The following is a 17628-nucleotide window of genomic DNA, read 5'->3' on the forward strand; positions in this document are numbered from 1 at the left end:
TGATGCGCGGATAGCATTGTCTTCGTGCCGCACGCAACAATTTTAATAAAAAGAGTTTTTCTTCATGTAAAATTATTCTTAATAATAGAAAATTCATAATAATTCTAGATTTTAACAATCAAAAATAGTTTTAAAAAATTATTTAGAATATGGCTAAAAAATTTATTTCAACTGGTCGGTATCAAATTTGCTCTTGGGGACTTCTTGAAGAAAATCCAATTGAACCAATAAATTTAGTGTTTCTATAAGAAGCGAAGAGAAATAAATTGAAAGGATATTTTCTTTAATTTTTCTTGAAAAACATTGATTCATAATTCTAGATTTTCAATGAAATAATTATCAAGGAGTAAAATTATAATTGGAGAATGTTTTTTAAAAGATAGAATAATTTCATCAAAGCGTACGGTCTTAAGTATTGTGCTTGTCAGTATGTTTTTCTCGGCGTGGGGAGAAGAAAAACTATTCGTGCTGCCAGAGAAGTTGTTGTAAACAACCCTGCAGGTAAGTTCTACCGTTTCTCCGGCTCCGCATACCAATCTGCAAGATGCCGATTCCACCGGGAGCGATAGTCCTTATGAACCGTCAACGTCTTCTGGTGGGCCGATTCATGGGACGCCCAATGGGATAAGATATATTGTCGAGGCACCGTTTATCTCTCAGGTGCCGCTACGTATTGTAGTAGGCGCAAGCGCTTATGCGGAGCTATGCTTGTACAACACCGTTCCGCAAAACCAACTCTGTGTTACTATCGATTCCCCACTTCCGGCTGGCATGGATCTAGAGTATACGGATGCAACGCTTCTCGATCTAGACAATGATTCGCGTTTCCTAAGTTTCGTCCCAGTCGTCGGTAATTCCGATCCTGAAGGATTGGCTGCATCGCGCTTCATTGACTCTTTAGGAAAAGCTGCGGCTGTTTGGGGAGGCTATTTAGAAATGCACCCCGGACTGGTTGCCAGAACCAACAACGCATTTCGTGCCAGCGTTACCAGCAACTTACTGTTGAGGAGTAGAGGATTATCTCCAAAAAGCACTCATTCAGGTGGGATGCTCAATTCAGAGAACTGTTATGCGGAGATGGCAGAGCTAGGGCTGTGCTCAAATGACCCTGAGGATTCGGTGCCTGATCCAAATATCCCTATTGTTGATGTTCCAGGATACTTGCCAGCTACAACCCCTGAGCCGGTTGAGAGCGGCCATCAATATTTTGCTCCGCAGATTCTCTGTGATTGGCATATTCTATGTAATCAAGGTCAAGAGCCACGAGATAACGATCGAGGCCCAAATAGCGGGACGAGCGGAAAAACGAAAACCGAGTTGGATCAAATCTGCGTGGACATCAATATTCGAGAGATCAATGTCTGCTACGCAATCATTAAAGCCAAAGGAAGGAAAGGAGAGGATTTCTACCGGGAACTAGACATGTGCAAGAAAGAAGCCAATGACCGAATGTATGCCTGTTTTGCTACAGCGGAAAAATTGACTGACAACGGAGCACATCCTGCGCCATAATTTCAATTTAACCACGCCCGGCTTGAGCCGGGCTAGAGAGCACTGATTATGAAAGATCCTCGTCTCACAGTGGCGCTCGCCAGACAAGGTGATGAGCCTTCGTTGCTGATAAGCCGTAACGATAATGAATTACTTAACAACGTTAGCTTGGAGTTAAGGCATCTCAATAATTTAGGATCGTTGGGCGCACAGGTAATGGTAGGCGAATACATTCTTCTGCTGCTTCATGCTGTGCATTCCGAAGATTTCGTTGCATATCCAGCTTTGATGCCGCAAGATATGCAAATGCACAGGCCTATCGATCTCGTAAGTTACTTGATTGAACAAACCAAGCTACGTAAAACTCGGCAACTAATTCCAGCTATTGAAATCGCGCTAGCGGTATACAATGAAGAATTGAAGAGTACTTCTATTCCAAAACAGTGGCCAGCATTTAAGGAAGTCTTCGAGCGGTTATATTCTGACTAAGCTGTTCAGCGCAGCAGCTTCAACCCCGGCGGCAGCGCCTCGCCGAACATGCGCACGGCGCTGGCCTGGTCGAGTTCCACCACCTCGCGCACCATCGCCGTCCAGCCGGCGGGCGCGCCGCTGGCAGCCAGGCGGCGCAGGATGTCTTCGCGCAGCGGCTCGTCGATGTCGCGCGAGCGGTCGCCTGTTCTACGGGCGATGTGGGCGGCGGCGAAGCCGGCCGGCTCGATCTTCTTCCAGTCTAGCGTCGACAGCGCTTCCAGCCAGCGCGCGGCGGCTTGCGGCGGCGCCACTTCGTGCGCGCTGCCGTGCAGGGACTGGCGTGCGCCGGCGCGCGCCAGCGCCCACAGGTAGCGCGCGTAGGTGGCGGCCGCCTTCGAGTCCGGCTTGGGCGCAGCCGGCACCGCCATGATCCGTTCCAGCATCCAGTCGCCGATCTCGGCTTTATACGCTGACGGGATGCGCTCCAGCGAGGCGCCCAGGCGCAGCATGTCGTCCTCGCTGCCGTCGACCAGCGTCACCGGGCGGCGCGCGCGTTCGGCAGGATCGGCCTGCAAATTGAAGGCGAAATCGTCCAGCAGGCGCAGTTGCGCTTCGGTGGACAGGCCGCCGGCCACGCGCCGCCACAGCGTCCACCATTCGGCGCGCACCTGGCTGTCCTTGTGATACTGGACGCCAGCCTCGAACAGCACCCACAGCTGCTCGATGCGCCATGCGTCGAGCGGGTGGCCGAAGCCGGGGCGCAGGCACCAGCCGGCCAGGTTCAGCCAGGCGCGCTCGTGCTCGGCCGAGCGGCGCCGGCCCTTGGCGCGTTCCAGCAGCGCGTCGAACAGGCGCCGCAGCAGCGGCGTCTCCCAGCGTTCGCGCGCGCCCAGCAGGTGTTCCAGCGTGGCGCGCAGCTGGCGCACCTCGCGCGTCTCGACCTGCTGGTTGCGGGCGCCGAAGATGCGGTGGATGTGCTTGAGGGCGTCGTCCAGGCGCGCGGGCAAGGCGGCATCGTCGGGCGCGGCGCCGTCGCCGGCATCCGGCTCCTGCGCGCGCAATTGAAATTCCAGTTTCCAGCGCTGGCCGCTGCCATCCTCGGCCACGCAGGACACTTCCAGCGTGCCGACTTCGGACAGCGCGGTGGCCAGCTGTACCGGAATCTCGCTGCCGCGGCCGGCGCTGCCGTTCGCCTTGTTGTTGGCCTTGTCGTCAGCCCGTTTGCCGCCGCCAGCCTCCCTGGGCGACGCGCCGGACGCGCGCAGCACGGTGGCGATCGCCGGCAGGCGCACCACTTCGTGCGGGTCGAGTTCGACCAGGTCGCCGGGACGCGCTGGGCCGCCCACGGGATCGGCCACCATCGAGACCAGATGGAAGCGCACCGGCCGCCCCAGGCGCAGCGCGAAGCTGCGCTCGGACAGCAGCGACTCTTCGCCGGCGCGGGCGCCGCGCGCCAGCAGGCAGACCGCGCGCAGGCGCTTGCCGTTCTCCTTGGCGCCATCCTTGCCGGCATCTTTGGCGCTGTCTTTCGGCGCATCGTCCAGCAGCAGGTAATAGCTGCGCGCCGAACCGCTCGCGATGGCGGGCGCGAAGCCCGACTGCGCCAGCCAGTAGGCGACCGCGCCGCGCGCCACCGCCACGTCCGGGTCCAGGTTGTGCAGCACCCGCACCGGCGCGCCGCGCCAGCCGGACAGGGTGTCGGCCAGGCGCGCGGCCAGCGCCGCGCCGCGGAACACGCCGCCGTTGAGCAGCAGCGTGTCCGGGACTGGCAGGGCGGATGCCGGCGCAGCATCGGATGCCGGCGCGGATACGTCCGCTGCGGCAGCCGATTGCGCGGCGGCCGTCGCATCCGATCCGGCGCCGCCGTCCGCCGCGTGCGCGCCCAGCGCCGCGCGCGCCGCGCCCGCGTGCTGGCGCAGGAACGCGGCCAGGTGGCGCGTGACGGCCGGATCGCCGGCATAGGGCAGGCCGAACTCGACGATGCCGGTGCGCGTGCGCCGGGCGCTTTCCTGCTGCGGGTTGAGCGGGAAGAAGCCGTCCAGCACGATCTGGCGGATGTCCTCGCGCGTCAGCTGCGCGCTGCGGCTGGCGCCGACCAGGCGCGAACCGGCGCCCAGCAGCGTCACCGTGACCTGCCCGGGCGCGTCCAGCGCCAGCAGTTGCTCCTTGGCGGCGCGGCAGCGTTCGGTCAGCTGGGCCAGGCGCGCCGCCGACAGGCGCTCGCCGCCCTGGACCGTGGCGCCGTCCGGCCGCATGCGCGCTTCGGCCAGGTGCGCCAGCGCCAGGTCCATGTTGTCGCCGCCCAGGATCAGGTGGTTGCCCACGCCGATGCGGGTCAGCTTCGGTTCGCCGTTCTCGACCTCGACGCGCACCAGGCTGAAGTCGGTGGTGCCGCCGCCGACGTCGGCCACCAGCACCAGGCGCGCGCCGGCCAGGTCGTCCGCCAGCGTGGCGCGGTGGCGGTACAGCCAGTCGTACAGGGCCGCCTGCGGTTCTTCCAGCAGGCGCACCGCACTCAAGCCGGCCAGGTGTGCGGCTTCGAGCGTCAAGGCGCGCGCGCCTTCGTCGAAGGAAGCGGGGATCGTGAGTACGATGCGCTGGCGTTCCAGCGGGTGTTGGGGAAAGCGGTGGTTCCAGGCCGCGCGCAGGTAGGCCAGGTAGCTGGCGCTGGCGGCCAGCGGCGAAATCTTGTGGACGTCGTCCGGCGCCCCCCAGGGCAGGATCGGCGCCGTGCGGTCGACGCCGGAATGCGACAGCCAGCTCTTGGCGGAGGCCACCAGCCGGCCGGGCGAGCCGGCGCCGAGTACGCGCGCCAGGCGGCCGAAGACGGCGAAGGGCGCGCCGCGGGTTGCCGCATCGGCGCCTGCCGCGTTACCGCCGGCGGCAGGCGCCGCCGCGTCGTTCGGCAAGGCGCCGGCCGCGGCGCCATCCATGCCGGCGGCGCCCCACGGCAGTTGCAGCGCCCCCGGCGCCAGCTCGCCTGCAGCCGGGTGGTAGCGCACCGATGGCAGCAGCGGCGCCGTGCCCACCTCGCCGGGCGCCACCAGCTGGTCGACCGCGAAGGTCTCGACCTGGCCGCCGTCAATGGCGGCATACGCCAGCACCGTGTTGGTGGTGCCGAGGTCGATGCCGACCAGGTAGGCGGGTTGGCTCACGGCGCGGCCGCTCAAAGGATCGATGCGCCGATCACTGACCGTCCGGCGCGCTGCGCACGTCGAACTCGACCTTCCAGCGCTGGCCCTCGCGCGCTACCGCCGCCAGTTCCAGCGTGCCGGATTCGGTCGCCAGCGCATGCAGCCTGACCTGCACCACGTCGCCCGGCGTGCGTCCCTCGGCCGGCAGGTCGGCCTGGAGTTCGTTCAGCTCCTGCAGCTCGTCCGGGCCCCAGAAGTCGAGCACCTCGCCGATGCGGTCCTGGCGCCGGGTGGTCGAACCGAAGAAGCGGAAGTGCACCGGCTCGCCCACCACCAGGCCGAATTCCTGGCCCGGCAGTTCGAGTTCGCTGCCTTCTTCCATGCCGAACGGCGCCACGCACAGTGCCTGGATCGGCGGCTCCATGCCGGGGATGGCCGGCATGGACGATTCCACGCCGACGTAGTAGGAACGCGCCGTGCCGCCGCGGATACGCACGCCGCCGCCGCGGCGCGCATAGCCGTAGTAGGCGGCGCCGCGCGCCACCGCCAGGTCGAGGTCGGCGCCTTCCAGCATGCGCGCCGGTTCCGCGCCTTCCATGTACAGCCAGTCGTTGATGGTGTCCATCACGCGCTGGGACAGGATCTCGGACTTGAACACGCCGCCGTTGAACAGCACCGCGCTCGGGTGCAGGAAGCTGTGTTCGGCGTCCATGCGGCCCTGGAAACCTTCCAGGTCGGCGGTGGCACCGGCCTGGCGCGCCAGGAACGATGCCAGGTGGCGCGTGACGGCGGCGTCCTGCGCGTACGGCAGGCCCAGTTGGGTCAGGCCGGCGCGCGCGCGGGTGGCCGGACGGGCGCTGGCTTCCACGCGCGGGAAGAAGCCGTCGGTGATGAAGGCGGTCACGTCGTCGCGGGTCAGCTCGGTGCGGATCGAGCCGCCGATCAGCTTGGAGCCGCGGCTCGGCACCACGATCGGCCAGGCGGCCGCGTTGGCGTCGGCCAGCAGGTGCTCCTTGGCGCCGCGGCAGGCGTAGGTGAGGGCGCGCATCTGCCAGGCGTCGAGCTGGGTGCCGTTCGCCTGCAGCTTGCGCGCGACCAGATGCGCCAGGGCGAGATCCATGTTGTCGCCGCCCAGCAGGATGTGGTCGCCCACCGCCACGCGGTGCGGTTCCAGGTTGCCGTTGCGTTCCAGGATGGCGATCAGCGAAAAGTCGCTGGTGCCGCCGCCGACGTCGACCACCAGCACGATGTCGCCGGCCTTGACCTGCTTGCGCCAGGCGCCGCCGCTGCCCTGGATCCAGCTGTACAGGGCCGCCTGCGGCTCTTCCAGCAGCACCGGATTGCCGTAGCCGGCGTAGCGCGCCGCCTCGGCCGTCAGCTCGCGCGCGGCCGGGTCGAACGAGGCGGGAATCGTCACCGTGACGGCCTGCTGCTCGAACGGCGCTTCCGGGTGCGCGGCGTTCCAGGCGTGGCGCAGGTGTTCCAGGTAGCGGGTGGACGCGGCGAGCGGCGACACGCACGCCACTTCGTCCGGCGCGTCCGGCGGCAGGATGGCGGCGCGGCGGTCCACGCCGGGGTGGCACAGCCAGCTCTTGGCCGAGGACACCAGGCGGATCGGGGTGGCGGCGCCGCGGCTGCGCGCCATCTCGCCGATCACGGCGGCGGGTGCCGGCGCCACGGTGGTGGCGCTCCAGGGCAGGGCCAGTTCGCCCGGCGCCAGTTCGTCCGGGTGCGGCAGGTACATGAAGGAGGGCAGCAGCGGCAGCGATTCGACCGTGCCGGGCGCCGACAATTGCGGCACCGGCAGCACGTGCTGCTCGGCCTTTTCGCCGTCGCTGGCCTGCAGGTCGACGTAGGAGAGGGCGCTGTGGGTGGTGCCGAGGTCGATGCCGATGGCGTAGCGCGGGTTGTTGACGGTATTGTTCACAGTTCCACCTCCGCCGGGGCGATGATGCGGGCGTCATGCCCTTCGGTCAGTTGGGGCAGGCGCACGTCCGCTGCGCGCCAGCCGCGGTGGTTCAGCACGCCGGTGAAGGGTGCCTTGCCGACCACGTTGCCGGTCAGGCGCACGCTGGCGGCGTCGAAGCCTTCCGCCAGCGTCACGCGCGCGCCTTCGAGTTCGCTGCGCACCGGTTCGATGCTGAAGTGCTCGCGCAGCACGCGCGCGCAACCCTCGTGCACCACGCGCGCGGCGGCGCCGATGTCGGCGTCGCCGTACACCGTGATGTTTTCGTTGGCGAAGTCGATCAGGCGCGCTTCGCGCTGCAGCAGGCCGAGCAGCTGCAGGGCGGCGTCGGGCGTGGCCACGCGCAGCGTCACCGGAGCAGGGGCCGGAGCGGGGGTAGGTGCCGGAGCGGGCGCCGGCGCAGGTGCCGGCGCCATGGCCGGGCCGACCTGGTCGTCGCGGATGCGCGCTGCGAATTCGGCGTCGCCCAGGCTTTTCGAGAAAGCGCCAAAGGCGATGGAGAGCCGGCTCCAGAAGGAGGGCAGGTTGTTCGGTTGGCTCATGTTCTTGTGGTGTCCGTGTTGGGAGCGTGTTGAAGGCCGCTTGCCGCCGGGGCGGCGCGGCCATGGTCCGTCGAAACGCGCATCATACCAGTTAGACCACAAACAGAGACAGCCCGGTTGGGCTGCGCGCGCCTGGTGGCGGACGGCGAAGGAAGGCGTCAGATCGACGGATCGCCGGACGGGCCGCCCATCTGCGGATCATTGGCCGGCGCGCCCAGCGCCGCCACGCCGCCCAGCAGCGCGCGCGCATAGGCGTCGAACTCGTCCAGCCCGCGCTTGATGATGGTGACCAGGGCCGGCAGCGGCGCCGCCTGATGGTCCCATTCGGCGCGGCAGAATTCGCCGGTGCGCTTGAGGTCCTCGGCCAGCGCCGCCTCGATCCAGCCGTGTTCGGCCAGCAGGGAGATGACTTCGCGCTCCTCGCGCGCCGGGCCGAGCTCGAGTTCGGCGAGCACGTAGTCGCCCATCTCGACCGCGGCTTCCCAGGCGCGGATCACGTTCAGGGTGGCGGCGTCCTGGCGCGTGATGTCGCCCACAAAAGTCGTCGGGTCCTTTTCGTATTCGTCGCGGGCGCGCTTGCAGCAGCGCTCGATGGTGCCCGTCTTGCTGACCAGCAGGTCGTTGTTCATGCTCGTGCCTTGTCCAGTGTATTGACCGGTTACGTTACAGCAGGAACAGGATGGCCGCCGCACAGGTGGGTGCCAGGGCGCCCAGCAGCAGCCCGAGCGCGCCGATCGATTCGTCGGCGAAGCCGTGCCGCAGCAGCGCCGCGCCGGCCGGATTCGGGGCGTTGGCGATCACCGTCAGGCCGCCGCCGGTCACGGCGCCGGCCACCAGCATGATCTTTTCGTGCTCGCCCAGGCCGGTGATCAGGGAACCGAGATAGGTCAGCGCCGCATTGTCGGTGATCGCGGTCAGGACCATCGTGCCGAAGAACAGCTTGAGCGGGCCGAGGCCGGCGATGACCGGCTGCAGCCACCATTGCTGCATTCCGCCCAGCACCACCAGGCCGGCCAGGAAGAAGCCGACCAGCAGGCCTTCGCGCAGGATCAGGCGGTCCTGGTAGCGCTCGTAGGCCTGCGTAAAGCCGAGGAACAGCAGGAACACGCCGGTGAACAGCACCGCATGGTGCGCCAGCAGCACGGTCGCGGCCAGGAAACCCAGGTGGATCAGCGACACCACGGGTGGCACGCGTACCGCCGATTCGCCTTCGACCGACGTGTCCAGCAGGCGCAGGTGGGGCCGCAGCAGGGCGACGATCACGGTGGCGTTGAGAAGCACCGCCAGCGCCGCGCGCCAGCCGAAGTGGGCGAACATGTAGGCGCTGTCCCAGCCCCAGGCGCCGGCCACCATCAGCACCGGCGGCGCGGCGTACGAGGTCAGGGTGCCGCCGATCGAGACATTCACGAACAGCACGCCCAGCGCGCCGTACTTCCACTTTTCCGGCATGCCGGGGCGGAACACCGAGGGCGCCAGCATCAGCGCCGCCAGCGTCATCGCCGCCGGCTCGGTGATCAGGGAGCCGGACAACGGCACCAGCGCCAGGCCGAGCCAGGCCTGGGCCAGTTCGTTGCGCACCGGGATCAGCTGCGCCAGCGTGCGCAGCAGCGTGCGCGCCGCTTCCAGCACCGGGCGCGAGGCCGCCACCACCATCACCACGAACACGAACAGCGGCTCGGTGTAGTGGCGCGACTCGGCGTACTCGATGGCCGAGGCGCCGCCGCCGAGCAGCGCCATGGCCAGCATCAGGATGACCGCCCAGAAGCCGAACACCACCTCGACCTCGCCCAGCAGGTGGAACAGGCCGGCATGGCGCGGGTAGCGGTGCGCCAGTTTTTCGAACTGGTGGGTGGAGAAGGTGTGCAGCAGGGCGATCACGAACAGGACCAGGCCGATCTTCTGGATAGCGGTGGTCATGCAAGGACTCCGGCGGGGGATGGAACGGTGAACGTCATGGTCGGGGATGCGGAAACGGATGGCTGCATTATTTCATTTTTTGCAGCAGGAGGCGGATGAAACCGTGCCGGGGCGCCGTGGACGCCGCTCCCTGCGTCCGCTCGCACCGGCCTACGGCAGCCTGGCGCCGGAGGTTTTCAGCAGGGGTTTTCCGCAATACGCTTCCAGGCTGGCGATGATCTGGCGCGCGGCGGCATCGTCCAGCCCGATCCCCCACGCGAATGTGCCTTGGGTGGTTCTCAACAGCAGTTTCTGGCCTCCCATTCCCAGCGACTTCAGCCTGGCTTCCTGGCTCAGCATGCCGGGATTGCCGAGGATGTCCAGCGCCCGGATGTCGCTGCAATGGAGGATCAAGGTCGCGTCGGTGGCCGATGTGGAATTCCTGGTGACGACGAGCCGTTCGTCCACCAAGAGGTTGCGATAGAGGAGCAGACACGCAAAGACGAACAGCACCAGCAGGAAGATGCAAGGCAGGATGGCCGCGGTGCTGAAAAGTTCCCCGGTTTTCACGAAGCTGGCGACGGTGCTTACTGCAATGAAGAGAAAGACGGGCGCCGTCCAGAGGGCGGCAAACGCGCGCGGCGGTGGGCAGGACAGGTGCAGCGCGTCCCTGGAAGCGGTCATGGTGCAGCGGCCGATACGGCGGGCCGTCATGTTCGTGAATTCCATTTTGCGTCGTATCAACGGAAGCGGTGTAGATGACTGTACTGTAGATATATCTCCTCGGCAATAATTGCATGTGCCGCGCCACGCAGCATCATATTGCCGATCACTGGTTCCCTGTCCACTTTCGAGGTCATCCGATGCTTTCCAAAAAACGTCCGCTGCCGGTGCTACTGTCCGCTTGTCTCGTGTGCGCTGTAATAACGGCATGTTCCGCCAAGACGGCCGAGGAAAAAGGCGCGGCGATGGCAGGCGAGAAGCTCGACATGGCGACCGGCATCGGCAATACGCTGCAGCAGAAGGGCAGCCGCGCCGGCGAGTCGATCGCGGGCGGCGTCGGTGTCCTGATCAAGGGAATGGAAAAAGGCGTGATGAAGTCGGGCAGGGCGATCGTCGTCGAGCCGACGCTGGCGATGGCCGGCTTGAAAATAACCAGGGTGCAGGACAGCGTGGACGCACAAGGTGCCCAGCCCCACAGCCTGGATGCGTATCTGGTATCGGATGCGGACGTCGACGGCATCCTTCAGGTGTCGATGTTCGATGCGCTGGACAGGGAAATCGGCCGCGCCAGCGTGCGTATCGCGCGCCATGCCAATGAAGCGAAATACGAAACGGTTCCACTCGACGTGCAGGTGGATCGTTCCGCCATCCGCAAGCTGGCTTTCGCTTTCAAGCAAGCGACGTCCGGCTGATGCAGGCCAAGACAGGTTCGACCGGCGTACGGTTCCAAAAGATAAACCTTGCCAAAAGCTGATGAGAATAGTACTGTATGTTTATACAGTATTTCTTCGCATCATCTATGAATAGCTCAGATTCAACATCTGTAGCACCGGAATCTCTGCATCCGTCGCTCTGGCGCGCCTCGCAACTGGCGCGCTCCGGCACGCGCTGCATCGATACCGGCCACGCGGCGCTGTCGGCGCAATTGCCGGGCGGCGGCTGGCCTACTGGCAGCCTGGTCGACCTGCTGCTGCAGCAGCCCGGCATCGGCGAAATGCGCCTGCTGCGGCCGGCGCTGGCGGAAGTCGCCGCACGCCGCGTGGTGCTGCTGCAGCCGCCGCATCCGCCCCAGGCGCTGGCGCTGGCTGCGCTGGGGGTGGCGCCGGCGCAGCTGATCTGGCTGCGCAGCGAGCGCAGCGCCGATGCGCTGTGGGCCGCCGAGCAGGTGCTGCGCAGCGGCAGTTGCGGCGCGCTGCTGTTCTGGCAGGGCCATGCGCGCAGCGACAGCCTGCGCCGCCTGCACTTGGCCGCGCAGGCCGGAGAAACCCTGTTCTTCCTGATGCGTCCGCTGGCCGCCGCCCAGGATGCCTCGCCGGCGCCGCTGCGGCTGGCGCTGCGCCCGCAGCCGGGCGGCCTCGAAGTCGCTTTTCTCAAACGCCGGGGACCGCAGCGTGACGCGCCGCTGTTCCTGCCCCTGACCTCTCACCTGCTGCGACGCCATGCGCCTCTGGATCGGACTGCACCTGCCCCGGCTACCGCTCGAGGTCTTCAATCCACGCTGGTGCACTGACGCCGGCAGCGTCGTGCTCGAGCGGGAGCGCGTGCTGGCGGCGTCCGACGCTGCGCTCGGCGCCGGCGTGCGCCCCGGCATGCGCCGCGGCGGCGTGCTCATGCTGCTGCCCGACGCGCAGGTGCACGAGCGCGCGCCGGCGCGCGAGGCCGAGGCGCGCCAGGCGGTGGCGCTGGCGCTCTTGCAATACACGCCGCAGGTGGCCGAGGCCGAGGAAGCCACGCTGCTGATGGATGTCGGCGCCAGCCTGCGCCTGTTCGGCGGCATCCACGCGCTGTGCGCGCGCGTGCGCGCCAACGTGGGCGCGCTCGGCTTCAGCGCCTCGCTGGCCTGCGCGCCGACCGCGCGCGGCGCCTGGCTGCTGGCGCGGGGCTGCGCCGGCCGGCCGCTGCGCATGGCCTCGCTGGTGCGGCGCCTGGACCGCCTGGACGTGCTGCTGGCGCCGCCGGCGCGCGCCCATGCCGCCTGGTTCGAGGGCATCGGCTGCGCCACGCTGGGCGAGCTGCGGCGCCTGCCGCGCCCCGGCCTGCAGCGGCGCTGCGGCGGCGCGCTGCTCGACCTGCTCGACGCCGCCTATGGCCTGGCGCCGGAACTGCACGAGTGGATCGCGCCGCCCGCCACCTTCCAGGCGCGCCTGGAACTGTTCGACCGCATCGAGGACGCCGAACTGCTGCTGGCCGGCGCCCGTCGCTTGCTGCTGCAACTGACCGGCTGGCTGTGCGCGCACCAGCTGGCGGTGGAGCGCGTCACCCTCGAGCTGGAGCACGAACGCGGCCGAGTCGCGCGCGCGCCGACCTGCATCGAGGTGGCGCTGGCGGAACCGGCCTGGCGCGACGAGCACCTGGTGCGCCTGCTGCGCGAGCGCCTGGCCAAGCTGGCGCTGGACGCGCCGGTGATCGGCCTGTGCCTGGCAGCGGATCGGGTGCAGCCGATGGCGCCGCCCAGCGAATCGCTGTTCCCGGAGCCTGGCGGCACTGAGCAGGACCGGATGCGCATGCTGGAACTGCTGGCGGCGCGCCTGGGCGCGGACAACGTGCTGCAACCCCTGCCCAAGGCCGATCACCGGCCCGAGAATGCCAACGTGTGGGTACCGGTACGCGCGCTCGGGCAGGGATCGGGGGGCGCTGGTACGGCTGGCGCGACGGGCGGCGCGGCGGGCGGGCGCCTGCGCGAGAGGATGCAGGAGCGCGCCCACGGCCGCGCCGCCGAGGCCGGCCTGCCGCCCGACGTGATGAGTCTGCCGCGTCCGACCTGGCTGCTGGCCAAGCCGGTCGCGCTGCTGATGCGCGACCATCGGCCGTTCTACGGTTCGCCCTTGCGCATGGCGTCCAACCCAGAGCGCATCGAGGCTGGCTGGTGGGATAGTCCGCAGACGCGCGACTATTTCATCGCCGAAGGGCAGGATCACACCTTGTACTGGGTCTATCGGGAGCGTATCGGCGCCGAGGACAGCGAACCGCGCTGGTTCCTGCACGGGCTGTTCGGCTGACGATGGTCACGGATGCGCCCGGTCATGTCATCAAGTTGACACGGTGCCGTGCCATGATGGCCCGTCTCTTCCTGCTTTTGCAATTTCTTGGGATTGTCCGCCGGCCTCACGCCCGGCGGATTTTTTTTGCCGGATGCGCCGGCGCAGGCTCAGACGGCCAGCGCCTCGTCGTCCAGCGCCAGCATCTGCCGGTCTTCATCGCGCAGCGACTGGCCCGACAGCACGCGCGTGATGACGGCGGCACCGACGCCGCTGGTTTTCAGGTATTCGACGGCGCCGATGGTGCCGGCCTGGCGCTGCACGATCAGGCCGTGGCGGACGGTGCAGTCGTCGAATTCGATGCCGCGCTGGTTGACACGGCTTTCAGTGCGACGGTCGGTATGCTGGATCATGGCGGTTTCCTCATGTGGACCGGTGCAGTGTGAACCGCGCCGCAAGACGCCGCAGTCGGCGCAGTGACCGCAGCCATGTAAGAGTCGATTACCCGCCGAGGTCGGACCAGACACGCATGCAACTTGGCGCAGGTGCGCAAGCGGCGCCGGCTTGCACGCGCCATCGATCCGGTGCAGAGTAGCGCCTTTGCAAGAATCGTCAACATCGCAAGGATGGCAATGCTCACCGAACGCATGGATTTCCAGGGCCCGCACGGCAAGCTCTCGGCCAAGCTGGACGCACCCGACGGCACGCCGCGCGCCTATGGCGTGTTCGCCCACTGTTTTACCTGCAGCAAGGACGTATTGGCCGCCACCCGCATTGCCCAGGGCCTGGCCGAACGCGGCGTGGCCATGCTGCGCTTCGACTTCGCCGGCCTGGGCGCCAGCGCCGGCGATTTCGCCGACACCAATTTTTCCTCCAACGTGGACGACCTGGTGGCCGCCGCCGGCTTCCTGCGCGAGCGCTTCGCCGCGCCGGCACTGCTGGTCGGCCACAGCCTGGGCGGCGCGGCGGTGCTGGCCGCCGCCCACCGCATTCCCGAATCGAAAGCGGTGGTGACGATCGCCGCACCCAGCGATCCACGCTACGTGGTCGACAAACTGCTGTCCGGGCACCTCGACACCATCGCCCAACTGGGGGAGGCGCGCGTGCGCCTGGCGGGCCGCAACTTCAACATCCGCCAGCAATTCGTCGACGACGCTTCCGGGCACCGCCTGCACGAGCGCATCGCGCAACTGGAACGCGCGCTGATGGTGATGCACGCGCCGCAGGACGACACGGTCGACATGGCCAACGCCGGGCGCATCTTCGAGCTGGCGCGGCACCCGAAGAGCTTCGTGTCGCTGGACGGGATCGACCACCTGGTCACCGGCCGCGACGACGCCGCCTACGTGGCCGCCATCATCGCGGCGTGGAGCGCACGCTACCTGGACGCGGCATAGACGGCGGCATCACCCATTTGCGCGGGGACGAAGCATGACTCACGGCGTCACGTAATCGTCCAGCTCCTTGATGCGCTGTCCGGCGCGCCGCTGCATGCAGCCGAGCACCGCCACGTTGCGCATCGTGCCGCCCGCGTATTTCTCGAACACCGCGTCGCAATCGGCTTCGCGGAACTTGATCCACATGCGCTGGGCCGCGACCAGCTTGGTCCTGACCCTGGGCGGCTGCGCCTTGAGCACGCGCTGGTAGGTGAGATTCAGCGTCGCTTCCATCTGCTTCTGCTCGCTCGCCGCGCACTGGTTCATGTCCACCGTGGTGGTGGCGTTCTTGCAGTCCAGCGCAAAGGCGGGGGAGACACATGCGCACAGCGCCAGCAGGGCCGCCGCGCGCAGGCCGCGCATGCTGTCGTGTATCGATCGTTTGCTCGTCATCGTCCTCTCCAATGCAAGGCCGCCAGGGGACCGAACGTTCCGGCGCCGTCGCGGCTGTTGTATGCTTTTTGAAATTCTAACCACAAGGACCAGCATGCACCGTTCAGTTCGCCCGATGACCGCCGCCATCCTCGCTGCCACGGCATTCGCCGGCGCCGCCGTTCTGCCCGCGCCTGCATTTGCCCAAGCGCAGGCACCGGCAACCGCGCCGGCCAGGGCGCACCAGGATGCACAAGCAGCCGAGCGCCGCGTCGACCGGCTGGCGGCAAGCTTCTACGACCTGCGCGCGCGCTTCGATCCGCTGCTGTTCGCCACCGCCAACGGCGACAGCCGCTACGACGACCAAATCGGCATGGCGATCGCGCCGCAGGTGCGCAAGCGCTACCTGGCCGACAACCGGCGCCTGCTGCGCCAGCTGCAGGCCATCGACCGCACGCGCCTGGCGCCCAAGGCCCGGCTGAACTACGACATCCTGGCCTTCGAGATCGCGCGCCAGCTGGACTTCGAGCGCTTTCCGGAACACCTGCTGCCGCTGAACCACTTCGACAATATCCCCAGCACGCTGGCCAACTACGCCGGCGGCACCGGCTCGCAGCCGCTGGGCACGCCAGAGCAGTACCGCGCCTACCTGCACCGGCTGGAGCAGCTGCCGGCCTGGATCGACCAGGCCATCGCCAACATGCGGGAAGGCGTGCGGACCGGCGTGGTGCAGCCCAAGGCGATCACCAGCAAAATGCTGGCGCAGTTCCGCCAGCTGCGCAGCGCCAGGTTCGAGGAGAGCGTGTTCTACGGCCCGGTCGCGCGCATGCCGGCCGGCTTCGCCGAGCAGGACCGGCGCGCGCTGACGGCGGGCTACGTCCAGGCCATCGTCGCCATCCAGGCCGCGCTCGACCGCCTGTGCACCTATCTCGAACGCGATTACCTGGCCGCCGGCCGCGCCGGCGCCGGCTACGGCGACTTGCCCAACGGCGCGGCCTGGTACCGCGCGCGCATCCTGCACAACACCAACCTCGACCTGGCACCGCGGCAGGTGCACGACCTCGGCCTGAAGGAAGTGGCGCGCATCCAGGGCGAGATGGCGGCGCTGGCGCCGCGGCTCGGCTACGACGGCCCCCTGAACCGCTTCCCGCAATGGGTGGCGGCGCAGCCGCGCTTCAAGCCGTTCACCAGCGAGCAGCAGGTGCTGGAGCGCTACCGCCAACTTTACGCGACCGTGCAGGCCAAGTTGCCGGCCTATTTCACGCTGCTGCCCAAGGCGCAGCTGGACATCCAGCTCGAACCCGAACTCACGCGCGCCACCGCCTCCGACCACTACACGCCGGTCGCCGCCGACGGCTCGCATCCGGGCGTGTTCTGGGCGGTGGTCAATGACCCGAAGGATTACGGCATCGACGGCATGTCCAGCCTGCTGCTGCACGAGGGCGTGCCCGGCCACCACCTGCACGCCGCGCTATTGAAGGAACTGCCGCTGCCGGACTTCCGCAAGTTTTATACGGAACACCTGAGCGCCGCCGCCTACACCGAGGGCTGGGCGCTGTACTGCGAATCGCTGGGCAAGGAGTTCGGCCTGTACGGGGAACCGATCGCGTATTACGGCTTTTTGAACCACGAACTGCTGCGCGCGGTGCGCCTGGTGGTCGACACCGGCATGCACGCGCAGGGCTGGCCGCGCGAGAAGGCGGTGGCCTACATGATGGACACGCTCGGCTACAGCGAAGCGCGCGCCGCCAACCAGGTCGAGCGCTACATGGTGTGGCCGGGCCAGGCGCTCAGCTACAAGGTCGGCGCATTGAAGATCCAGGAACTGCGCGCGAAGGCGCAGCAGGCGCTAGGGCCGAAGTTCGACTACGCCGCCTTCCACGCGGTGGTGCTGGGCGACGGCACGCTGCCGCTGCCGATCCTGGAAGCGCAGGTCGACGGCTGGATCGCCGCCGCCCGGAAAGAAGCGCGCTGATTCAGGCCGTGGCCGGCGCCAGCCATGCCATCTTGCGCACCCGGATGTGCGGATGGCTGGCCAGCGGTTCCCATTCGTCGAGGAAGGTAAAGCCCTGGTTGGCGTAGAAGCGCGCGGCGCGCGCGTTCTCCGGCGCCACGTCCAGCACCACGCGCGCGTGGCCCAGCGCCACGGCGCGTGCCTTGACCGCGTCCACCAGGCGCGCGGCGGCGCCCGAGCCGCGCCGTTCGGGGCGCAGCCACATGCCGATCAGGTTGTAGCGGCCGCCGCCATCGACGCCGGCGCCGATCATGCCGGCCGGTTCCTGCGTGGCGTGCGCCGCGTCCGCGCTGCCGGCAACATCGTCGAAGGCCAGCCAGAACGCCGTGCCGCCGCGGCCGGCGGCGGCGGCGCGCTCGCGCCATTGGGCGTCGCTCTGGGCCGCGGCGGACGCGTGGCTGACGCCGAAGGCGGTCGGCGCGTCCAGCAGGGCGGCGAGGCGGATGGCTTTCAGGGTCGGCCAATCTTCTTCGGTGATCAGGCGGATGCGCATGCGGTTCCCGTGCGATATAAGCAGATATCGAAAACAGGTATCGATCCTCCCACGAACAGCGCGGCATGACAAGATGACAGCGCCGGGCAAGCCGCCGCCGGTATGCGACAAT

Annotated in this window: 16 protein-coding genes; 7 read left to right on the forward strand and 9 right to left on the reverse strand. The window is 66.9% G+C overall.

Annotation, left to right across the window (positions count from 1 at the left end; all coding sequences use genetic code 11):
* Positions 1-708: 708 nt before the first annotated feature.
* Both HH212_RS14165 and HH212_RS14170 read left to right on the forward strand, forming a co-directional pair.
* A complete protein-coding gene (locus HH212_RS14165; protein WP_170203063.1) occupies positions 709-1512 on the forward strand; it encodes a hypothetical protein in 804 nt (267 codons plus the stop codon).
* 48 nt (positions 1513-1560) lie between these two features.
* Positions 1561-1980, forward strand: a complete 420-nt coding sequence (locus tag HH212_RS14170; RefSeq protein WP_170203064.1) for a hypothetical protein — start codon at positions 1561-1563, stop codon at positions 1978-1980.
* A 5-nt stretch (positions 1981-1985) separates the two neighbouring features.
* Here the strand turns inward: HH212_RS14170 and HH212_RS14175 are convergent, their stop codons facing one another.
* The 6 genes from HH212_RS14175 to HH212_RS14200 form a co-directional block, all read right to left on the reverse strand.
* Positions 1986-5117, reverse strand: coding sequence for an Hsp70 family protein (locus HH212_RS14175; RefSeq protein ID WP_170203065.1), 3132 nt, complete (start codon positions 5115-5117; stop codon positions 1986-1988).
* A gap of 31 nt (positions 5118-5148) precedes the next feature.
* A complete protein-coding gene (locus tag HH212_RS14180) occupies positions 5149-7023 on the reverse strand; it encodes an Hsp70 family protein (protein WP_170203066.1) in 1875 nt (624 codons plus the stop codon).
* Complete coding sequence (locus HH212_RS14185) at positions 7020-7604, reverse strand: DUF2760 domain-containing protein (protein ID WP_170203067.1); 585 nt, start codon at positions 7602-7604, stop codon at positions 7020-7022. Before HH212_RS14185 ends, HH212_RS14180 begins: the two co-directional genes overlap by 4 nt.
* Before the next feature lie 158 nt (positions 7605-7762).
* Positions 7763-8233 carry a type VII toxin-antitoxin system HepT family RNase toxin gene (hepT, locus tag HH212_RS14190; protein WP_229217280.1) on the reverse strand — a complete coding sequence of 157 codons (471 nt, stop codon included), beginning with the start codon at positions 8231-8233 and terminating at the stop codon, positions 7763-7765.
* A gap of 34 nt (positions 8234-8267) precedes the next feature.
* Positions 8268-9521 carry a putative Na+/H+ antiporter gene (locus HH212_RS14195; protein WP_170203068.1) on the reverse strand — a complete coding sequence of 418 codons (1254 nt, stop codon included), beginning with the start codon at positions 9519-9521 and terminating at the stop codon, positions 8268-8270.
* A 150-nt stretch (positions 9522-9671) separates the two neighbouring features.
* A complete protein-coding gene (locus HH212_RS14200) occupies positions 9672-10229 on the reverse strand; it encodes a hypothetical protein (protein WP_170203069.1) in 558 nt (185 codons plus the stop codon).
* A 134-nt stretch (positions 10230-10363) separates the two neighbouring features.
* On the opposite strand from HH212_RS14200, the gene HH212_RS14205 reads away from it, so the two are divergent.
* The 3 genes from HH212_RS14205 (at position 10364) to HH212_RS14215 (ending at position 13222) form a co-directional block, all read left to right on the forward strand.
* Complete coding sequence (locus tag HH212_RS14205) at positions 10364-10915, forward strand: hypothetical protein (RefSeq protein WP_170203070.1); 552 nt, start codon at positions 10364-10366, stop codon at positions 10913-10915.
* A 107-nt stretch (positions 10916-11022) separates the two neighbouring features.
* On the forward strand, positions 11023-11733 hold the full coding sequence (imuA, locus tag HH212_RS14210; protein WP_170203071.1) for a translesion DNA synthesis-associated protein ImuA: 711 nt from the start codon (positions 11023-11025) through the stop codon (positions 11731-11733).
* Positions 11663-13222 (forward strand): Y-family DNA polymerase, encoded by a 1560-nt coding sequence (locus HH212_RS14215; RefSeq protein WP_170203072.1) that lies wholly within the window; start codon positions 11663-11665, stop codon positions 13220-13222. Before imuA ends, HH212_RS14215 begins: the two co-directional genes overlap by 71 nt.
* 149 nt (positions 13223-13371) lie before the next feature.
* On the opposite strand, the gene HH212_RS14220 is transcribed toward HH212_RS14215, so the two are convergent.
* Positions 13372-13614, reverse strand: a complete 243-nt coding sequence (locus tag HH212_RS14220) for a hypothetical protein (protein ID WP_170203073.1) — start codon at positions 13612-13614, stop codon at positions 13372-13374.
* A gap of 219 nt (positions 13615-13833) precedes the next feature.
* Here HH212_RS14220 and HH212_RS14225 point away from each other — a divergent pair, with 219 nt between their 5' ends.
* Positions 13834-14598 carry an alpha/beta hydrolase family protein gene (locus HH212_RS14225; RefSeq protein ID WP_170203074.1) on the forward strand — a complete coding sequence of 255 codons (765 nt, stop codon included), beginning with the start codon at positions 13834-13836 and terminating at the stop codon, positions 14596-14598.
* 39 nt (positions 14599-14637) lie between these two features.
* Here the strand turns inward: HH212_RS14225 and HH212_RS14230 are convergent, their stop codons facing one another.
* Entirely contained in the window at positions 14638-15030 is a 393-nt protein-coding gene (locus HH212_RS14230) for a lysozyme inhibitor LprI family protein (protein WP_170203075.1), read from the reverse strand.
* 94 nt (positions 15031-15124) lie between these two features.
* On the opposite strand from HH212_RS14230, the gene HH212_RS14235 reads away from it, so the two are divergent.
* Positions 15125-16984: a DUF885 domain-containing protein gene (locus HH212_RS14235; RefSeq protein ID WP_170203076.1), complete on the forward strand. Its 1860-nt coding sequence runs from the start codon at positions 15125-15127 to the stop codon at positions 16982-16984.
* A gap of 1 nt (position 16985) precedes the next feature.
* Here HH212_RS14235 and HH212_RS14240 read toward each other — a convergent pair whose 3' ends face one another.
* On the reverse strand, positions 16986-17516 hold the full coding sequence (locus HH212_RS14240; RefSeq protein WP_170203077.1) for a GNAT family N-acetyltransferase: 531 nt from the start codon (positions 17514-17516) through the stop codon (positions 16986-16988).
* Positions 17517-17628 lie beyond the last annotated feature (112 nt).

Source organism: Massilia forsythiae (genome assembly GCF_012849555.1).
GTDB classification, from domain to species: Bacteria; Pseudomonadota; Gammaproteobacteria; order Burkholderiales; family Burkholderiaceae_D; genus Telluria; species Telluria forsythiae.

Coding starts and splice junctions, on each gene's coding strand:
- imuA (WP_170203071.1), top strand. CDS start 11,023: ATGAATAGCTCAGATTCAACATCTGTAGCACCGGAATCTCTGCATCCG.
- HH212_RS14195 (WP_170203068.1), bottom strand. CDS start 9,521: ATGACCACCGCTATCCAGAAGATCGGCCTGGTCCTGTTCGTGATCGCC.
- hepT (WP_229217280.1), bottom strand. CDS start 8,233: ATGAACAACGACCTGCTGGTCAGCAAGACGGGCACCATCGAGCGCTGC.
- HH212_RS14240 (WP_170203077.1), bottom strand. CDS start 17,516: ATGCGCATCCGCCTGATCACCGAAGAAGATTGGCCGACCCTGAAAGCC.
- HH212_RS14230 (WP_170203075.1), bottom strand. CDS start 15,030: ATGACGAGCAAACGATCGATACACGACAGCATGCGCGGCCTGCGCGCG.
- HH212_RS14225 (WP_170203074.1), top strand. CDS start 13,834: ATGCTCACCGAACGCATGGATTTCCAGGGCCCGCACGGCAAGCTCTCG.
- HH212_RS14200 (WP_170203069.1), bottom strand. CDS start 10,229: ATGGAATTCACGAACATGACGGCCCGCCGTATCGGCCGCTGCACCATG.
- HH212_RS14170 (WP_170203064.1), top strand. CDS start 1,561: ATGAAAGATCCTCGTCTCACAGTGGCGCTCGCCAGACAAGGTGATGAG.
- HH212_RS14235 (WP_170203076.1), top strand. CDS start 15,125: ATGCACCGTTCAGTTCGCCCGATGACCGCCGCCATCCTCGCTGCCACG.
- HH212_RS14220 (WP_170203073.1), bottom strand. CDS start 13,614: ATGATCCAGCATACCGACCGTCGCACTGAAAGCCGTGTCAACCAGCGC.
- HH212_RS14185 (WP_170203067.1), bottom strand. CDS start 7,604: ATGAGCCAACCGAACAACCTGCCCTCCTTCTGGAGCCGGCTCTCCATC.
- HH212_RS14205 (WP_170203070.1), top strand. CDS start 10,364: ATGCTTTCCAAAAAACGTCCGCTGCCGGTGCTACTGTCCGCTTGTCTC.
- HH212_RS14215 (WP_170203072.1), top strand. CDS start 11,663: ATGCGCCTCTGGATCGGACTGCACCTGCCCCGGCTACCGCTCGAGGTC.